Below are 14,431 nucleotides of genomic sequence, written 5' to 3'. Positions count from 1 at the left end.
CATACTGTTTCCCGTACCGACCCTGCACCACACGCCGATCACCGGGGGATCAGACATGACACGCCGCAACGTCCTTTTCGTGCTGGGCAGCAGCCGTCCCGACGGCAACACCGAGTCGCTGGCCCGCGCGGCAGCCGAGCAGTTGCCGTCCGACGCGGAGCAGACATGGATCAGCCTCGCCGAGCACCCCCTGCCCGACTTCGCCGACCAGCGCCACGACATCGACCACGTCCGCCCGACCGAGGGCAGCGCCGCCCTGCTGCTCGACGCCACGCTCGCCGCGACGGACATCGTGATCGCGTCCCCGCTGTACTGGTACTCGGTCTCCGCGCAGACCAAGCGCTATCTCGACCACTGGTCGGGCTGGCTGCGCACCCCCGGCCTCGGTTTCGAGACGACGCTGGCCGGGCGCACCCTGTGGGGCGTCACCGTGCTGGCCGACGAACAGCCCTCGGTCGCCGACCCGCTCGTCGGCACGCTCCGCAACTCGGCCGCGTACCTGGGGATGCGCTTCGGCGGGGTGCTGCTCGGCAACGGCAGCAAGCCCGGCGACGTCCTGAACGACACCGACGCGCTGGCACGGGCGAAGACCTTCTTCGCACAGGACGCCCCGCTCGCCCGCTTCCCCTACGAGACCCGCTGAGCGCGCGCGGAGGGGCCGTCGAGGCCCGTGCCGGCTACGCGGTGACGTCCTTCGTCGTGAAGCGCGCCCAGGCCGCCGAGCCGAAGAACGCCGCGTACAGCGCCTGGAGGCCGAGGTTCTTCTGCAGGTCGTCCCAGTAGACCGGCTCGCGCATGAGGTCGGCGAAGGACAGCCAGTAGTGCGAGAAGAAGTACGGCTGGAGCGCGTCGAGCTGGGGGATCTGGTCGAGGATCTGGACCGTGATCAGCAGGCCGACGGTCGTCGCCATCGCCGCGATGCCGCTGCCGGTGAGCGTCGAGACGAACAGGCCGAGCGCCGCCACGCCGGTCAGGGAGAGGGCGACGACCACGGCGATCAGCAGCGCCCGAAGCAGTCCGTCCCCGAAGCCGATCCGGGTACCGGAGATCGTGGTCAGATCGCCGAGCGGGAAGAGCAGCGCCCCGACCGTCAGCGCCGAGAGCGCGACCACGAGGGTGGCGACGAGGCAGAAGGTCATGACGGTCGCGTACTTGGCCAGCAGGAGGCGGGAGCGGCCGGCCGGGGCGACCAGGAGGTAGCGCAGGGTGCCCGCGTTCGCCTCGCCGGCGATCGCGTCGCCCGCGATGACGCCGATCGCCATGGGCAGGAAGAACGGCAGGGTCACGGCCAGCGCGGTGAAGACCAGGAACAGGCCGTTGTTGGTGACCTGCGCGATGAACGCGGGTCCGCCGCCACCCCCTCCCCCGCCGCCGGGGCCGCCCGGCCCGCCGTCGCCCGTCTCGAGCCGCACGGCGATCCCGACCAGGACCGGCACGGACGCCAGCACGCCCAGCAGGGCGAGGGTGCGCCAGCGCCGGAAGGTCGTCAGCAGTTCGCTGCGGAACAGTCCGAGCGTCCAGGTCCACGAACGCGGCCGGGACGGAAGCCGGGCAGGGGTCCGGCTCCGGGACGGCGAACGGGTCTGGGAGGGGGAACGGCTGGGGGAAGGGGAGCGGGTCTCGGACGGGGAACGCGTCCGGGAAGGGGAGCGGATCTCGGACGGGAAACGGCTCGCTGCCGGCTCCTGGCCGGACGGGTCGCTTTCCGCGGAGCGGGGGCGGTGGTCGTCGTCCACCGGTTCCGTTTCAGCCCGCGACATCGAAGCCCTCCCCCGTGAGTGCCACGAACGCGTCCTCCAGAGAGGCCCGTTCGACGGCGAAGCCGCGGACGCGGACGCCCGCCGTCACCAGCGCCGCGTTCAGGTCGGCCGGATCGCGGTCCGGCGGCGGCGCCTCCGTGCTCACCCGGTCCTCGCCGACGACGACGTCGGCCGCGCCCTGCTCCTTCAGCACCCGGGCCGCGTCCGCCGGGTCCGGGGTCGTCACGACCAGCCGCCCGCGGGTCCCCGCCGCGAGGTCCGCCACGGGGCCCTGCACGATCAGCCGGCCCCGCGCCATCACCGCCGCGTGGGTGCACACCTGCTCGATCTCGTCGAGCAGGTGTGAGGAGAGGAAGACGGTCGTGCCCTCCGAGGCCACCTCCCGGATCAGCGAACGGATCTCCCGCATGCCCTGCGGATCCAGCCCGTTCGTCGGCTCGTCGAGGACGAGCAGCCGGCGGGGCTGCAGCAGGGCCGCCGCGAGCCCGAGACGCTGCTTCATGCCGAGGGAGTACGCCTTCGCCTTCTTGCCCGCGGCGGCCGTCAGCCCCACCCGGTCCAGCGTCGCCTCGACCCGCGCACGCCGGGTGCGCGGGTCGGCCGTCGGATCGGCGGCGTCGTACCGCAGCAGGTTGTCCCGGCCGGAGAGGAAGCCGTAGAGGGCGGGCCCCTCGATCAGGGCCCCGACGTGCGGCAGCACGGCCCGGACGGCCCGCGGCATGGGTTGCCCCAGGACGCGCGCCGTGCCCGCCGTGGGCTCGATGAGCCCCATCAGCATGCGGATGGTGGTCGTCTTGCCGGAGCCGTTGGGCCCGAGGAAACCGAAGACGCTGCCCGCCGGGACGGTGAGGTCGAGGCCGTCCACGGCGAGCTGTCCGCCGCGGTAGCGCTTGGTGAGGGCGCGGGTGCGGATGACGGCGTCGTCGGCGTGGACGGGTACGTCGACGTCGACGTCGTCCATGGGCTCCCTCACCGGCTTCCTCTCCGCGACGCCCTCACCCGAAGGGCGCCGGCCGCGCTGTGCCTGCTGCGCGCTCGGGCACCGTGCTCACGGCACTGTGCCCGCCGCGCCGCGCCGCGCCGCACCTGCTCCGCGGTGCACGCTCCGTACGGTGGCCGCGCCGCTCCTCACTTCCCCGCGTCGGCGGCCTTCACCAGGGCGTCCTTGGTGACCGCACCGACGTAGACCTTGCCGTCGTCCGTCATCAAGGCGTTGATCAGGCGGGTGGAGAAGACGGTCCCGGAGCCGAACTTGCCGCTCACCTTGTCCCCGAGGGAGCCGAGGAACCCGCCGAGGTCGCCGCCTGCCTCTGCTCCCGAGGGAGCGCCCTCGCCGCCGGCGCCGAAGACGGCGACCGAGGTCCAGCCCTCGCCGATGACGTCGAGGCCCTCGGGACCGCCCTGGCCGCCGAAGGCCTCGGCGAAGCCGTCGGAGCCGCCGTGCCCGGGGGCCGGCCTGCCTCCCTTGTCACCCCTGCCGGACTCTTCGCCCTTGCCCGCCTCGTCGCCCTCGGTGACCTTCGCGCCCTTGGGGGCGGTGAAGTCGAAGGTGGAGGCGGCGGGCTTGGCGAAGGTGACCTGGGTGAAGCCGGCGTCCACGACGGCGGCGCCGCCGCTCGCCGGGGTCAGCGTGAACTTCAGCGGCAGGCCCGTCTTCGCGTCCACCGCCACGCTGATCGCGCCCACCGTGGACCCGGACTGCTTCGGCTTCACGAGCAGCTTGTAGGCGTCGCGGCCGGCGACCTGGACCGTGCCGTCGACGGTCACGGACGTCGTGTCGTCGACCGCCTTCAGGGCATCCTCGGTGAGGTCCTTGGGCGTCGCGGGAACGGGGGACTCCGCCTTCTTGCCCGTGCTCTCGTCGACGGTGGAGTGGTAGACCTCGTTGGACCCGCTGTCGTACCCCCACACGTTCTTGCCGTTGTGGATGACGCTGTATTCGGCGGCGTTCTCCAGCAACGAGAGCTTCTGCCGGTCCGGACCGTCGGCGGCGACGCGCAACGTGTGCGTGCCGGAGGCGAGTTCGGTGAGCTTGGCGGACGGGTCGGCGGCCGAGCCGTCGTCGCCCTTGGCCGCCCCTGAGAGAAGCCCGCTCTCCAGCCCGCCGAGGTCGGGCAGCCCGAGATCCGTAGTGATCTTCACCGTGCCGGACAACTGCTGCACGTCCGAAGCGGCGATCTTGTCGAGGAGCTGCTGTGCGGTGATCTTCGGCAGGTCGGGGTCGCCGGAGTCGGCGAGCGCCGGGACCAGTCCGATCGTCGCGGCCGCGACACCGATCACGGTGACCGGAACGACGTACCGCACGGCCTTGCGCCGCCCGACGCGCAGGTCGTCGGCCTCCCCGCCGGTGGCGTCCCCGCCGGTCATGGTGTCGTCGGATGCCTTCGGTGCCATGTGTCCCTTACCTCCGTCGTCGGCGGCGGCTGGTCATCACGCTGAACGTCCCACCCCGAGCCGCCATTCTCACCCGAATCGGTGAGGAGTGGTGTTTTCCGTGGTTCCCATCTGACCAAATCGACTCCTCGGAAGCGTCAGCCCGAGGGCTCAACTCCGCGTACACCTGCGGTATGACACGGGAGCGCCAGGACTGCTGCGGACCCGTAGGGGTAGCGACGGCTCGACGCGGGTGCGGTCAGTGATCGGGACTCGCGGGGAGGGTTCAGCCCGCCCGGTGGACCACCGCGTCGCAGAGTTCCATCAGCGCCGCCTTCGCGTCGCACTCGCGCAGCGGCGCCAGCGCGGCCCGCGCGTCGTTCGCGTACCGCACGGTGTCCCGGCGGGCCTGCTCCAGCGCCGGGTGGGCCCGAAGGGCCTCGATGGCCTCGGCGAGCCGGGCGTCGTCGCTCAGGTCGGAGTCCAGCAGTTCGCACAGCGCGACGTCCTCGGGCAGGGACAGGCGCGCGGCCCGCTCCCGCAGCCTCAGCACCGGCAGGGTGGGCACGCCCTCGCGAAGATCGGTGCCGGGCGTCTTGCCGGACTCGTGCGAGTCGGACGCGATGTCCAGCACGTCGTCCGCCAGCTGGAAGGCGACGCCGAGCCGCTCGCCGTACTGCGTCAGCACGTCGACGACCGTCTCGTCGGCGCCCGACATCATGGCGCCGAACCGGCACGCCACCGCGACCAGCGAACCGGTCTTGCCGCCGAGCACGTCGAGGTAGTGCTCGACCGGGTCCCGTCCGTCCGTGGGCCCCGCCGTCTCCAGGATCTGGCCGGTGACCAGCCGCTCGAACGCCTCCGCCTGTACCCGCACCGCCTCCGGACCGAGGTCGGCCAGGATGTGCGAGGCGCGCGCGAAGAGGAAGTCACCGGTGAGGACGGCCACCGAGTTTCCCCAGCGGGCGTTCGCGCTGGGGACCCCGCGCCGTACAGCGGCCTCGTCCATCACGTCGTCGTGGTACAGCGTGGCCAGGTGCGTCAGTTCCACCACCACGGCCGACGGCACGATGCCCGGGGCGTGCCTGTCCCCGAACTGCGCCGCGAGCATCACGAGCAGCGGGCGGAACCGCTTCCCGCCCGCCCGCACCAGGTGCTGGGCGGCCTCCGTGATGAACGGAACCTCACTCTTGGTGGCCTCGAGCAAGCCTTCCTCGACAGCCGCCAATCCGGCCTGGACATCGGCTTCCAGAGCCTGGTCCCGCACGCTCAGCCCGAACGGCCCGACGACGGTCACGAGGGGTCTCCTGTCTGCTGGTGTCTACTGGCGATTACGCGGTTTGTCGATAGGTCGCTGCCATCACTCGAGTCAGCGTATCCGGTCACGTTTCGATCACCGATAGCCCCCACGTCCCCCGGGGGCGAATGCACTCGCCCGCGAGGTGCGCGCATCGGGCCAGACCGTATCCGATCACGTCCGCGATGTTTCCGATCAGCCCATACGAAGAGATGTTCATCGGGTTGCCGCGAAGGGCCGAATCATGTTCCACACCGGGGCCGGCGCCCGACCGGGGGTTCCGCCTCGGCCCGGCGGCGAGCCCCGCCCGCCCGTCCCAGCCCTGGGTCCGCCCAGCCCTGGGCCACCCTCCCCCGGGTCGCGGCGGCATGAACATGCCGCACACGAGGCCTTCCCGGAACAACCACGAGGCCTTCCCGGAACAACGGGGTGTACGGCGGTAAGCGCAACGGGACACCACGGACGACGGCCCACCTCTCCCATGCGCCATAACAAGCGACTTGGGGCCAATGCCCGATTAGTCGGTCTTGTGATTCCTCGTGACATGGCTCACTGGCCCCGGCATATCGGGCAGGATCCGCCGCCCCTCGATCCACCGCCCCCACCAAGCGAGTTGACGGTTTGCACCCACAAAGGATCAAGCGCCCCATACGGCACAGATCAAGGTCAATAGGGGTCATCTGTGAATCCGGTACTTGTTCCGGACATGTGCTCTCGCATACGTTCCCGGCCTGTCGGGCGGACGCCTAATCCTGCCGCCGCCCGTAACACCCACCGAGAAACGCATGGCAGGAGCGGGGGAACCAGGTAGGTCGCCGCAGCGCATCGCTCTGACGTTCTGGACATCCAGAGCTTTTCGGACGATCCGTTACGGCTTGGGGTGAAGTCGCGTCCGCCAGGACGCGACCGGGCAGCTCCCGCCCGAACCCGACAGCTCACCTCGCAGGCGACGGAGAGGAAAACTCGTCATGCCCGCTGCCGCTCAGCGCTCCACCCGCACCTCCCGCCTCGCCCGCAGGCTCGCCGTCGCCGGCACCGGAATTCGCCGTACTGGCGCTCCCGCTCATCGGCGCGACCACCGCCTCCGCGGCCACCACGCCGACCGTCGCCACCGCGAGCAGCCTCGGCTACTCCGACAACCTCGACGGCTGGATCCGCGCCTCCCTCCAGGTCATGTCGCAGCACGGCATCCCGGGGACGTACAACGGCATCTACCGCAACGTCATCCGCGAGTCCTCTGGCAACCCCTACGCCATCAACCTCTGGGACTCCAACGCCGCCGCGGGCATCCCGTCCAAGGGCCTGCTGCAGGTCATCGACCCGACCTTCCGCGCCTACCACGTCGAGGGCACCTCCTGGGACTCCTACGACCCGGTCGCGAACATCACCGCCGCCTGCAACTACGCGGCCGCGCGCTACGGCTCGATCGACAACGTCTTCGGCGCCTACTGACCCCCGGGCTCACGGAAAGAGTCTTTCGAGGACGACGGCCACGCCGTCGTCCTCGTTCGACGTCGTCACCTCGTCGGCCACCGCCCTGAGTTCGGGATGGGCGTTGGCCATCGCGACACCGCGCGCCGCCCAGTCGAACATCGGGATGTCGTTGGGCATGTCCCCGAAGGCGACGGTGTCCTCGGGCCGCAGCCCGAGGTGTTCCGCGGCCAGCGCCAGACCCGTCGCCTTGGTGATCCCGCAGGGCTGCAGCTCGACCGTGCCGGGACCCGACATGGTGACCGTCGCGAGCGAGCCCACCACCGAGCGGGCCGTCGCCGCCAACTCGTCGTCGGACAGGGTGGGATGGCGCAGCAGCACCTTGCTGATCGGCTCGCACCACAGGTCGTCGCGACTGCCCACCCGCAGGGCCGGCAGCGTCGGGTGGGGCATCCGGTAGCCCGGTTCGATGAGCGTGAGCCCGTCGACGCCGTCCTGGTCGACCGCCGCGTACAGCTGCCCGACCTCCGCCTCGATCTTGCCGAGCGCGGTCTCCGCCAGCTCCCGGTCCAGGGTGACCGACCACAGCAGGCGGTCCGCGCCGGCGTCGTACAGCTGCGCCCCCTGTCCGCACACCGCGAGTCCCCTGCTGTGCAGGCGTTCGAGGAGCGGTCGCACCCGGGGCGCGGGCCGTCCCGTCACCACCAGGTGGCGTGCGCCGGCGGCGGCCACCCGCGCGAGCGCGTCGAGCGACCGGTCGGAGAAGGTGTCGTCGCCGCGAAGCAGCGTTCCGTCCAGGTCTGTGGCGATCAGGGAGTACGCGGTGCGCGCGGCATATGCGGTGGGTGCGGCCATGATCAGAGAATACGGATCCCGCACCCCCCGGGTTCGACGGGAAGCGAACGACGTCCAGGTCCTGCCCTGTTCTGCCAACTCTCCTTGCGTGACTGGTCTTGACGCGTCCCGGGACTGGCTCAATGAAGCGGTTTTCTGACGCATCGCCGGGGAGCGGGCGGTCAAATGCCTCCGCACCGGTTCGAGATCACGCACCGGTTCGAGATCACAGGCAGGTTCGAGATCACGCACCGGTTCGAGATCATGGGCCGGACCGTGAACCGCCCGGGGACGGACGGCCGGACGTCGGGCGCCGCGGGCCGAAACGCCCCGCCGGCCCGTCCCCCATGTCGTTTTCGCCAGGTCAGCCGTAACGTGTGGCCCGGCTCGCCGCACCCGCGCGACATCCGCCCGGTGTCCGGTGACCACGACATGGCGAGTATCAGAGAGTGCAGGAAAGAGAGGCAGTACCCGATGCCCCCCTTCGACCTTCCCGAGGGCGATCCCTTCGGCCCGCACAACCTCCCGTACGGCGTGTTCTCCCTCTCGGGCTCCATCGGTCGGACCATCGGTGTCCGGTTCGGCGACCACGTGCTGGACGCGGGCGCGGCAGCCCGCGCGCTCGGCTCGCCCCACGCGGAGCTGCTGTCGGTGCCGACTCTGAACCCGCTGCTCGCGGCGGGCCGTGCCGTCTGGTCGCAGGTGCGGCGCCTGCTCACGGAGTGGCTCACCGACCCCGCTCACCGCCCCACCGTCGAACCGCTCCTGCATCCCCTGTCCGCGGTGTCCCTGCATCTCCCCTTCGAGGTCGCCGACTACGTCGACTTCTACTCCTCCGAGCACCACGCGCGGAACGCCGGCGCGATCTTCCGCCCGGACGCCGACGACACGCTCCTCGCCAACTGGAAGCACCTGCCGATCGGTTACCACGGGCGCGCCGGCACGGTCGTGGTCTCCGGAACGGACGTGGTGCGTCCCTCGGGCCAGCGCAAGGCGCCCTCCGACCCCGCCCCCGTCTTCGGCCCGTCGGTGCGGCTCGACATCGAGGCCGAGGTCGGCTTCGTGGTCGGTGTGCCGTCGAAGCAGGGCAGTCCGGTCGCGCTGGCCGACTACCGTGAACACGTCTTCGGGCTGTGCCTGCTCAACGACTGGTCCGCCCGTGACATCCAGGCCTGGGAGTACGTGCCCCTCGGCCCGTTCCTCGGCAAGTCGTTCGCCACGTCGGTGTCGGCGTGGATCACCCCGCTGGAAGCTCTGGACGAGGCCCGGACGACGCCCCCGCAGCGGACCCACCCCCTCCTCCCCTATCTGGACGACTCCCACGCCGAGCCCGCCGGCTACGACCTGCGCATCTCCATCGCGGTCAACGGTCACGTCGTCTCCGAGCCGCCCTTCTCCGCCATGTACTGGACGGCCGCGCAGCAACTGGCCCACCTCACGGTCAACGGGGCCTCCCTGCGCACCGGCGACCTGTACGGCTCGGGCACCGTGAGCGGACCGAACCCGGACCAGCTCGGCTCCCTCCTGGAGCTCACCTGGAACGGCCGTGACCCGCTGGAACTCCCCGACGGCAAAAGGGCGTTCCTGGAGGACGGCGATGTGGTGACCCTGTCGGCGTGGGCTCCCGGCCCCGACGGCCTGCGGGTGGGCCTGGGCGAGGTCAGTGGCCGGGTGGTCGCCGGGTGAGGTCCCGCTCACGGTCACGGTCACGCTCTCGCCCCGAACCTCGACCTCGATGACGGACGGAGCGACGACGTGCGGGACGACGTGCGGGGCGACGACGTGCGGGACGGCGTCCGGTGCGCCGGCCGGCTTCGGAGCCCGCGCCCGGACAGGGTGGATCGGGCCGAATCCGGGCGTCGGCTTGGGCTGACTCCCGGGGTAACCGCCGTCATACTGGCGGCGGGCGCGGTCTTCGTACCGGGCCCGCCGCCCGTGGCAGGCCGCACGTGTGCGCGCCGCCGGCACGCACTTCGCGTCCGTGTGGCGCGCGCCCTCTTCCCGACCAGGATCCGGAGCCCCCGGCATGACCGTCTGCCTGCTCCTGCTGAGCATCGTCGGCCTGGCCGCCGCGGTGCCGGCCCCGCGTGCGCTGACCCGCTCCGCCTGGCCCGAGCGGGAACCGGTGGTGGGGCTGTGGGTGTGGCAGTGCCTGGTCGCCACCGTCCTGCTGTGCTGCCTGACCGCCCTGGTGCTGGGTGCCGCGGCCGTCTTCCACACCGTCCGCTCGCGGGTCTTCGCGCCCGCCCCGGCGGCGGTCACGGCGGCGTACGACCTCTCCGCCGCCCCGCTGTGGGCGACGGCCCTGACCCTGCTGCTGGCCTGCGGGGCCGCCTGGACCACCGCCATGCTCGCCCGCGAACTCGTCGAGGCGCGCCGACGCCGTGACCGGGCACGGGCCCACCTGCACGAACGCGCCCCCGACCTGCCTGCGGGCCTGCCGCCAGCCCGGGGCCCATTGCTCGTGCTGGAGGACGAGTACCCGGACGCCTGGTGGATGCCCGGCAACCCACCCCAGTTGATCGTGACCACCGGCGCCCTGCACCGCCTCACCCCCCACCAGCTGGACGCCGTCCTCACCCATGAGCGCGGCCATGCCCGCGCCCACCACGACTGGCTGCTCCACCTGTCCACCGCCCTTGCCACCGGCTTCCCCCGCATTCCGCTCTTCTCGCACTTCTGCGACCAGACACACCGCCTGGTCGAACTCGCCGCCGACGACACGGCGTCACGCCGCTGCGGGCACCTGACCACGGCGCTGGCCCTGATCGAGCTGAACCAGCACCGCGGCGTCCTGTCCTGCGCCTCGAGTCACCGCCTCCTGGGCGAGCGCGTCGACCGCCTCCTCGAGCCGCCCCCGCGCCTGCTGCGCAGACACCGGGCGCTGACGACGACCGTGGCCACGCTGATCCCGCTGCTGCCGCTGCTGATCACCTTCGCCCCGGGACTGACCGCGCTGTCCTGAACTCGCGGATCTCGCCCCGAACTGGCGGATCTCCCTCGACGGACACCCGTTTCCCCAGGTCAAGCCCATGTCTGACGTTGCCGCAGATGGCGCAACATTCCGGCAACACTTGTTTTCCTAGTAGGTCGGTATGGTTCAAAACATGCCAGCCACCGACCGCATCCGAGACCACGTCGGCCAGGGCGCGACCACCGTCGCCGCCCACCGTGCGCGACGTCGGCTGCGCGCGGACCAGGCACGTCAGCTCGCCGACCTCCTCCGTCGCCAACTGCTCACCGGCGATTTCCCGGCCGGCGCGCTCCCCCACGAGGCGACCCTCGCCGCCGACTACCGCGCCTCCCGCAACACCGTCCGCGAGGCCCTCGACCTGCTGCGGGCCGAAGGTCTGGTGGAACGCCTGCCCGGTGTCGGCACGATCGTCGTGGCACAGAAGTACCCCCATGGGCTGGACCGTCTGATGGGGCTCGCGGAGACCCTGCACGAACACGGCCACGTCACGAACGAGGTCCGCACGATGGGCCCCGTCGCCGCACCCGCACCGGTGGCCGACCGCCTCCGTGTCCCGCCCGGCGCCGATGTCCTCTACATCGAACGCCTGCGCCGCCTGGGCGGCGTCCCCCTCTCTCTCGACCTCACCTACGTCCCGCTCGACATCGGCGTCGATCTGCTGGGCGCCGATCTGGAGAACACCGACGTCTTCCGTCTCCTCGAGGCCCTCACCGGGCAGTGCCTCGGCCACGCCGAGATCACCCTGGAGGCGGTGAACGCGGACGCCCACTCCGCCGCCGTACTGGAGGCGCCGCGCGGGTCGGCCGTCCTGATGCTCGAACGCCTCACCCACCTCGCCGACGGACGCCCGGTGGACCTGGAGTTCATCCGCTTCCGCGGCGACCGCATCTCGATGAGCGGCCGCCTGCACCGCTCGCTGTGACCTTCCATCTCCCGCCGCCCTCCGCCAGCCGTCCGCCCTGCTTCCCGCTCTCACCCCTTCATCGTTCGGCGAGGCCCCATCGGTTCGCCGCCGCACGGGATTTCTCAGAATTTCTCGGGACCTTTTTCGGAGACAGCCATGACCCTGGCACCCCAGCGGGCCGACGTGCCCGTGACCATCGACGAGTCGAAGTGCATCGACGGCTGCACCCTCTGCGTGGACATGTGCCCGCTGGACTCCCTCGCCATCGACGAGAGCAACGGCAAGGCCTACATGCACGTCGACGAGTGCTGGTACTGCGGCCCCTGCGCGGCCCGCTGCCCCACCGGAGCCGTCACGGTCAACATGCCCTACCTGCTCCGGTGAAAGGCCCGCATCTCCCATGAAGCCCAAAGCAGCCGTCGCGACCGCCGCCCTCCTGCTGTTCCCGCTCGCCGGGTGCGGCAGCGCCGAGGCCGGCAGCGGCTCCGCGGTCACCGTCACCGTCGGCTACCAGTCCAAGACCATCAACACGGTCACCGCGGGCACCCTCCTGCGCTCCCTCGGCTATTTCGAGAAGGAACTGAACGCGCTCGGCGACGGCAAGACCTACAAAGTGGAGTGGCAGGACTACGCCACCGGCGCCCCCATCACCGCGCAGATGACCGCCGGGAAGATCGACATCGGCTCGATGGGCGACTTCCCGCTCCTCATCAACGCGGCCCGCGGCAAGCAGCTGAACCAGCCCACACACCTGGTGTCGATCACCGGATACAACCTCCGCGGCGGCCTCAACACCATCGTCACCGCGCCCGACTCCCAGCTCGCCTCGCTCCAGGACCTCAAGGGCAAGAAGGTCTCCACCAGCGTGGGCTCCGCCGCCGACGGCACCCTCGTGCGCGCCCTGCAACGGGCCGGCATCGACCCGGACAAGGGCATCGAGAAGCTCAACCAGCAGCCGGCCGTGGGCGCTTCGGCGCTCTCCGCGGGCAGCGCCGACGCCCTCTCGCAGTTCGTCGCCTGGCCCGGCCTGCTCACCTACCAGGGCAAGGCCAAGGCCCTCTACGACGGCGCCCAGCTGAACCTGGCCACGTTCCACGGCGTCACCGTCCGCGAGAAGTTCGCCAAGGAGCGCCCCGCGGTGCTGGAGGCGTTCCTGAAGGCGCAGTCCGAGGCCACCGCCTATCTGAACGACCACCCCGTGGCCGCCGCCGAGAGTGTCGCCAAGGCCACCAAGCTGCCCGCCGAGGTCGTCTACCTCTACAACGGCGCCCACGGCATCTCCACCTTCGACCCGGCCGTCAAGCCGCAGCTGGTCTCCGCCCTCAAGAAGGACGTGTCGATCCTCAAGGAGGCGAAGCTCACCGGCGACGTCGACGTGGACTCGTTCGTCGACGACCAGTACGTCAGGAAGGCGCTCGGCTCGTCGTACGCCCGGCAGCTCGCCGCCGCTCCCCCGCCGGCGGCGAGCGAGGTCTGGCCGAAGGGCGACGCCACGAAGACCCTCGCCTTCAAGACGCCCGCCGAGCTGCTGAACTACGTCGCCGGCCACAAGGACGAGGTCCGCGCCGCCTACGTCCCCGACGCCACCACCGGCACCCTGTGGTTCGCCGACAAGGCGGTCTGGGTGGCCGACGGCACGACCCTCCTGCCCTTCGTCACCCCGGACACCGCGCAGGTCTACGTCGCCGCGCACGGCGGCGCACGCGTCGTCACGTACGCCGACGCCCTGGGGCGGGCGTCATGACCCGGTATGCGCTGCGGGTCGCCTCGGTGGCCGCCGCCCTCGGTGTGTGGCAACTGCTGACCAGCCTGAACGTCGACCTGTGGCTGCGGTTCTCGCAGTTCCCGACGGTCGCCGACGTGGCCCGCGCCTTCGCGGACCGGATGGCCGGCGACGACTACTGGACCGATCTCACCGACAGTCTCACCCGCATCCTCAGCGGCTTCCTGCTGGCCGCCGTCGTGGGTGTCGCCACGGGCGTGCTCGTGGCGCGCTCGCGGCTGGCCGAGGACCTGCTCGGGCCGATCCTCGAGGTCGTGCGGCCCATCCCCGCGATCGCCCTGGTGCCCGTCTCGATCCTCCTCTTCCCGTCCAACGAACAGGGCATCGTCTTCATCACCTTCACCGCCGCCTTCTTCCCCGTCATGGTCTCCACCCGGCACGCGGTCCGCGCGCTGAGCCCCGGCTGGGAGGAAGCGGTGCGCACCATGGGCGGCGGCCGGTGGCGGATCCTGGGCTCGGTCGTGCTGCCGGGTGCGCTGCCCGGCATCTTCGGCGGGCTCTCGGTCGGCATCGGCGTGTCGTGGATCTGCGTGATCTCCGCCGAGATGATCTCCGGCCAGTACGGCGTCGGCTACCGCACCTGGCAGGACTACACGGTCGTCGACTACCCGGGCGTCTTCGTCGGCATGGTCACGATCGGCGTGCTCGGCTGGGCCACCTCGACGGCCGTGGAACTCCTCGGCCGTCGGCTGACCCGCTGGCTGCCCCGCACGTCGTACGTTCCCGCGGGCCGGCCGCGTCCGCGGCACCTCGGGGCGCCCACGCCGGGACCGCACTCGTCCGCTTCGGCCTCCTCCGCCGCCGTCCCTTCTGCCTCCACCTCTTCCGGCTCCGCCTCTTCCGGCGACGCCGCAGACGACGCCGTCCACACCGGACCCGAACCCGAGGGGACGCGCCATGAGCACCTCGTCTGACACCCGCGAGACCACGGGCCCCCCGACCGGGACGGCCGCTGCCGGCACGCGGACCTCCGACACCACGCCCTCCGACGCCACGGCCCCCGACGTCACGGTCTCCGACGTCTCGGTCTCCGACGCGGAACCCACCGGTACGAAAGCAACCGTCGCGGAAGCCA

At 71.3% G+C, this 14,431-nt stretch carries 12 protein-coding genes, 1 pseudogene and 1 riboswitch; of the genes and pseudogenes, 8 read left to right on the top strand and 5 right to left on the bottom strand.

Annotated features, from left to right (window positions below):
* Positions 1-55 precede the first annotated feature (55 nt).
* Complete coding sequence (locus tag QF032_RS23230; RefSeq protein WP_307057328.1) at positions 56-643, top strand: flavodoxin family protein; 588 nt, start codon at positions 56-58, stop codon at positions 641-643.
* A gap of 34 nt (positions 644-677) precedes the next feature.
* On the opposite strand, the gene QF032_RS23225 is transcribed toward QF032_RS23230, so the two are convergent.
* The 4 genes from QF032_RS23225 to QF032_RS23210 all read right to left on the bottom strand — a co-directional run bounded on the left by QF032_RS23225 (position 678) and on the right by QF032_RS23210 (position 5,430).
* Positions 678-1,760 carry an ABC transporter permease gene (locus QF032_RS23225; RefSeq protein ID WP_307057326.1) on the bottom strand — a complete coding sequence of 361 codons (1,083 nt, stop codon included), beginning with the start codon at positions 1,758-1,760 and terminating at the stop codon, positions 678-680.
* Entirely contained in the window at positions 1,747-2,721 is a 975-nt protein-coding gene (locus tag QF032_RS23220) for an ABC transporter ATP-binding protein (protein ID WP_307057324.1), read from the bottom strand. Before QF032_RS23220 ends, QF032_RS23225 begins: the two co-directional genes overlap by 14 nt.
* Positions 2,722-2,888: 167 nt before the next feature.
* The gene (locus tag QF032_RS23215) at positions 2,889-4,154 is read right to left on the bottom strand and encodes a LolA family protein (protein WP_307045242.1); all 1,266 of its coding nucleotides are present in this window, start codon (positions 4,152-4,154) and stop codon (positions 2,889-2,891) included.
* Between the two features lie 265 nt (positions 4,155-4,419).
* Positions 4,420-5,430 carry a polyprenyl synthetase family protein gene (locus QF032_RS23210; protein ID WP_266727648.1) on the bottom strand — a complete coding sequence of 337 codons (1,011 nt, stop codon included), beginning with the start codon at positions 5,428-5,430 and terminating at the stop codon, positions 4,420-4,422.
* A 762-nt stretch (positions 5,431-6,192) separates the two neighbouring features.
* Positions 6,193-6,394: riboswitch (cyclic di-AMP (ydaO/yuaA leader) on the top strand.
* A 4-nt stretch (positions 6,395-6,398) separates the two neighbouring features.
* On the opposite strand from QF032_RS23210, the pseudogene QF032_RS23205 reads away from it, so the two are divergent.
* Positions 6,399-6,882: pseudogene (locus QF032_RS23205) on the top strand (transglycosylase SLT domain-containing protein).
* 9 nt (positions 6,883-6,891) lie between these two features.
* Here the strand turns inward: QF032_RS23205 and QF032_RS23200 are convergent.
* Complete coding sequence (locus tag QF032_RS23200; RefSeq protein ID WP_107442488.1) at positions 6,892-7,716, bottom strand: HAD family hydrolase; 825 nt, start codon at positions 7,714-7,716, stop codon at positions 6,892-6,894.
* 453 nt (positions 7,717-8,169) lie between these two features.
* Between QF032_RS23200 and fahA the strand changes: the two genes are divergently transcribed.
* The 6 genes from fahA to QF032_RS23170 all read left to right on the top strand — a co-directional run bounded on the left by fahA (position 8,170) and on the right by QF032_RS23170 (position 14,270).
* Positions 8,170-9,381, top strand: coding sequence for a fumarylacetoacetase (gene fahA / locus QF032_RS23195; RefSeq protein ID WP_307057322.1), 1,212 nt, complete (start codon positions 8,170-8,172; stop codon positions 9,379-9,381).
* 340 nt (positions 9,382-9,721) lie between these two features.
* A complete protein-coding gene (locus QF032_RS23190) occupies positions 9,722-10,660 on the top strand; it encodes a M56 family metallopeptidase (protein ID WP_307057320.1) in 939 nt (312 codons plus the stop codon).
* A 142-nt stretch (positions 10,661-10,802) separates the two neighbouring features.
* Positions 10,803-11,591 (top strand): GntR family transcriptional regulator, encoded by a 789-nt coding sequence (locus tag QF032_RS23185; protein ID WP_307057318.1) that lies wholly within the window; start codon positions 10,803-10,805, stop codon positions 11,589-11,591.
* Positions 11,592-11,729: 138 nt separating this feature from the next.
* A complete protein-coding gene (locus QF032_RS23180) occupies positions 11,730-11,957 on the top strand; it encodes a 4Fe-4S dicluster domain-containing protein (protein ID WP_020130156.1) in 228 nt (75 codons plus the stop codon).
* A gap of 16 nt (positions 11,958-11,973) precedes the next feature.
* Positions 11,974-13,317, top strand: a complete 1,344-nt coding sequence (locus tag QF032_RS23175; RefSeq protein ID WP_307045238.1) for an ABC transporter substrate-binding protein — start codon at positions 11,974-11,976, stop codon at positions 13,315-13,317.
* Positions 13,314-14,270, top strand: coding sequence for an ABC transporter permease (locus QF032_RS23170; protein ID WP_307057316.1), 957 nt, complete (start codon positions 13,314-13,316; stop codon positions 14,268-14,270). The genes QF032_RS23175 and QF032_RS23170 overlap by 4 nt, the downstream gene beginning before the upstream one ends.
* The last annotated feature ends 161 nt before the right edge of the window (positions 14,271-14,431 follow it).

Source organism: Streptomyces achromogenes (assembly GCF_030816715.1).
In the GTDB taxonomy this organism is placed as follows: Bacteria; Actinomycetota; Actinomycetes; order Streptomycetales; family Streptomycetaceae; genus Streptomyces; species Streptomyces achromogenes_A.
The sequence above is the reverse complement of the archived record's forward strand: the minus strand, read 5'-3'. Positions and strand labels throughout refer to the sequence as shown.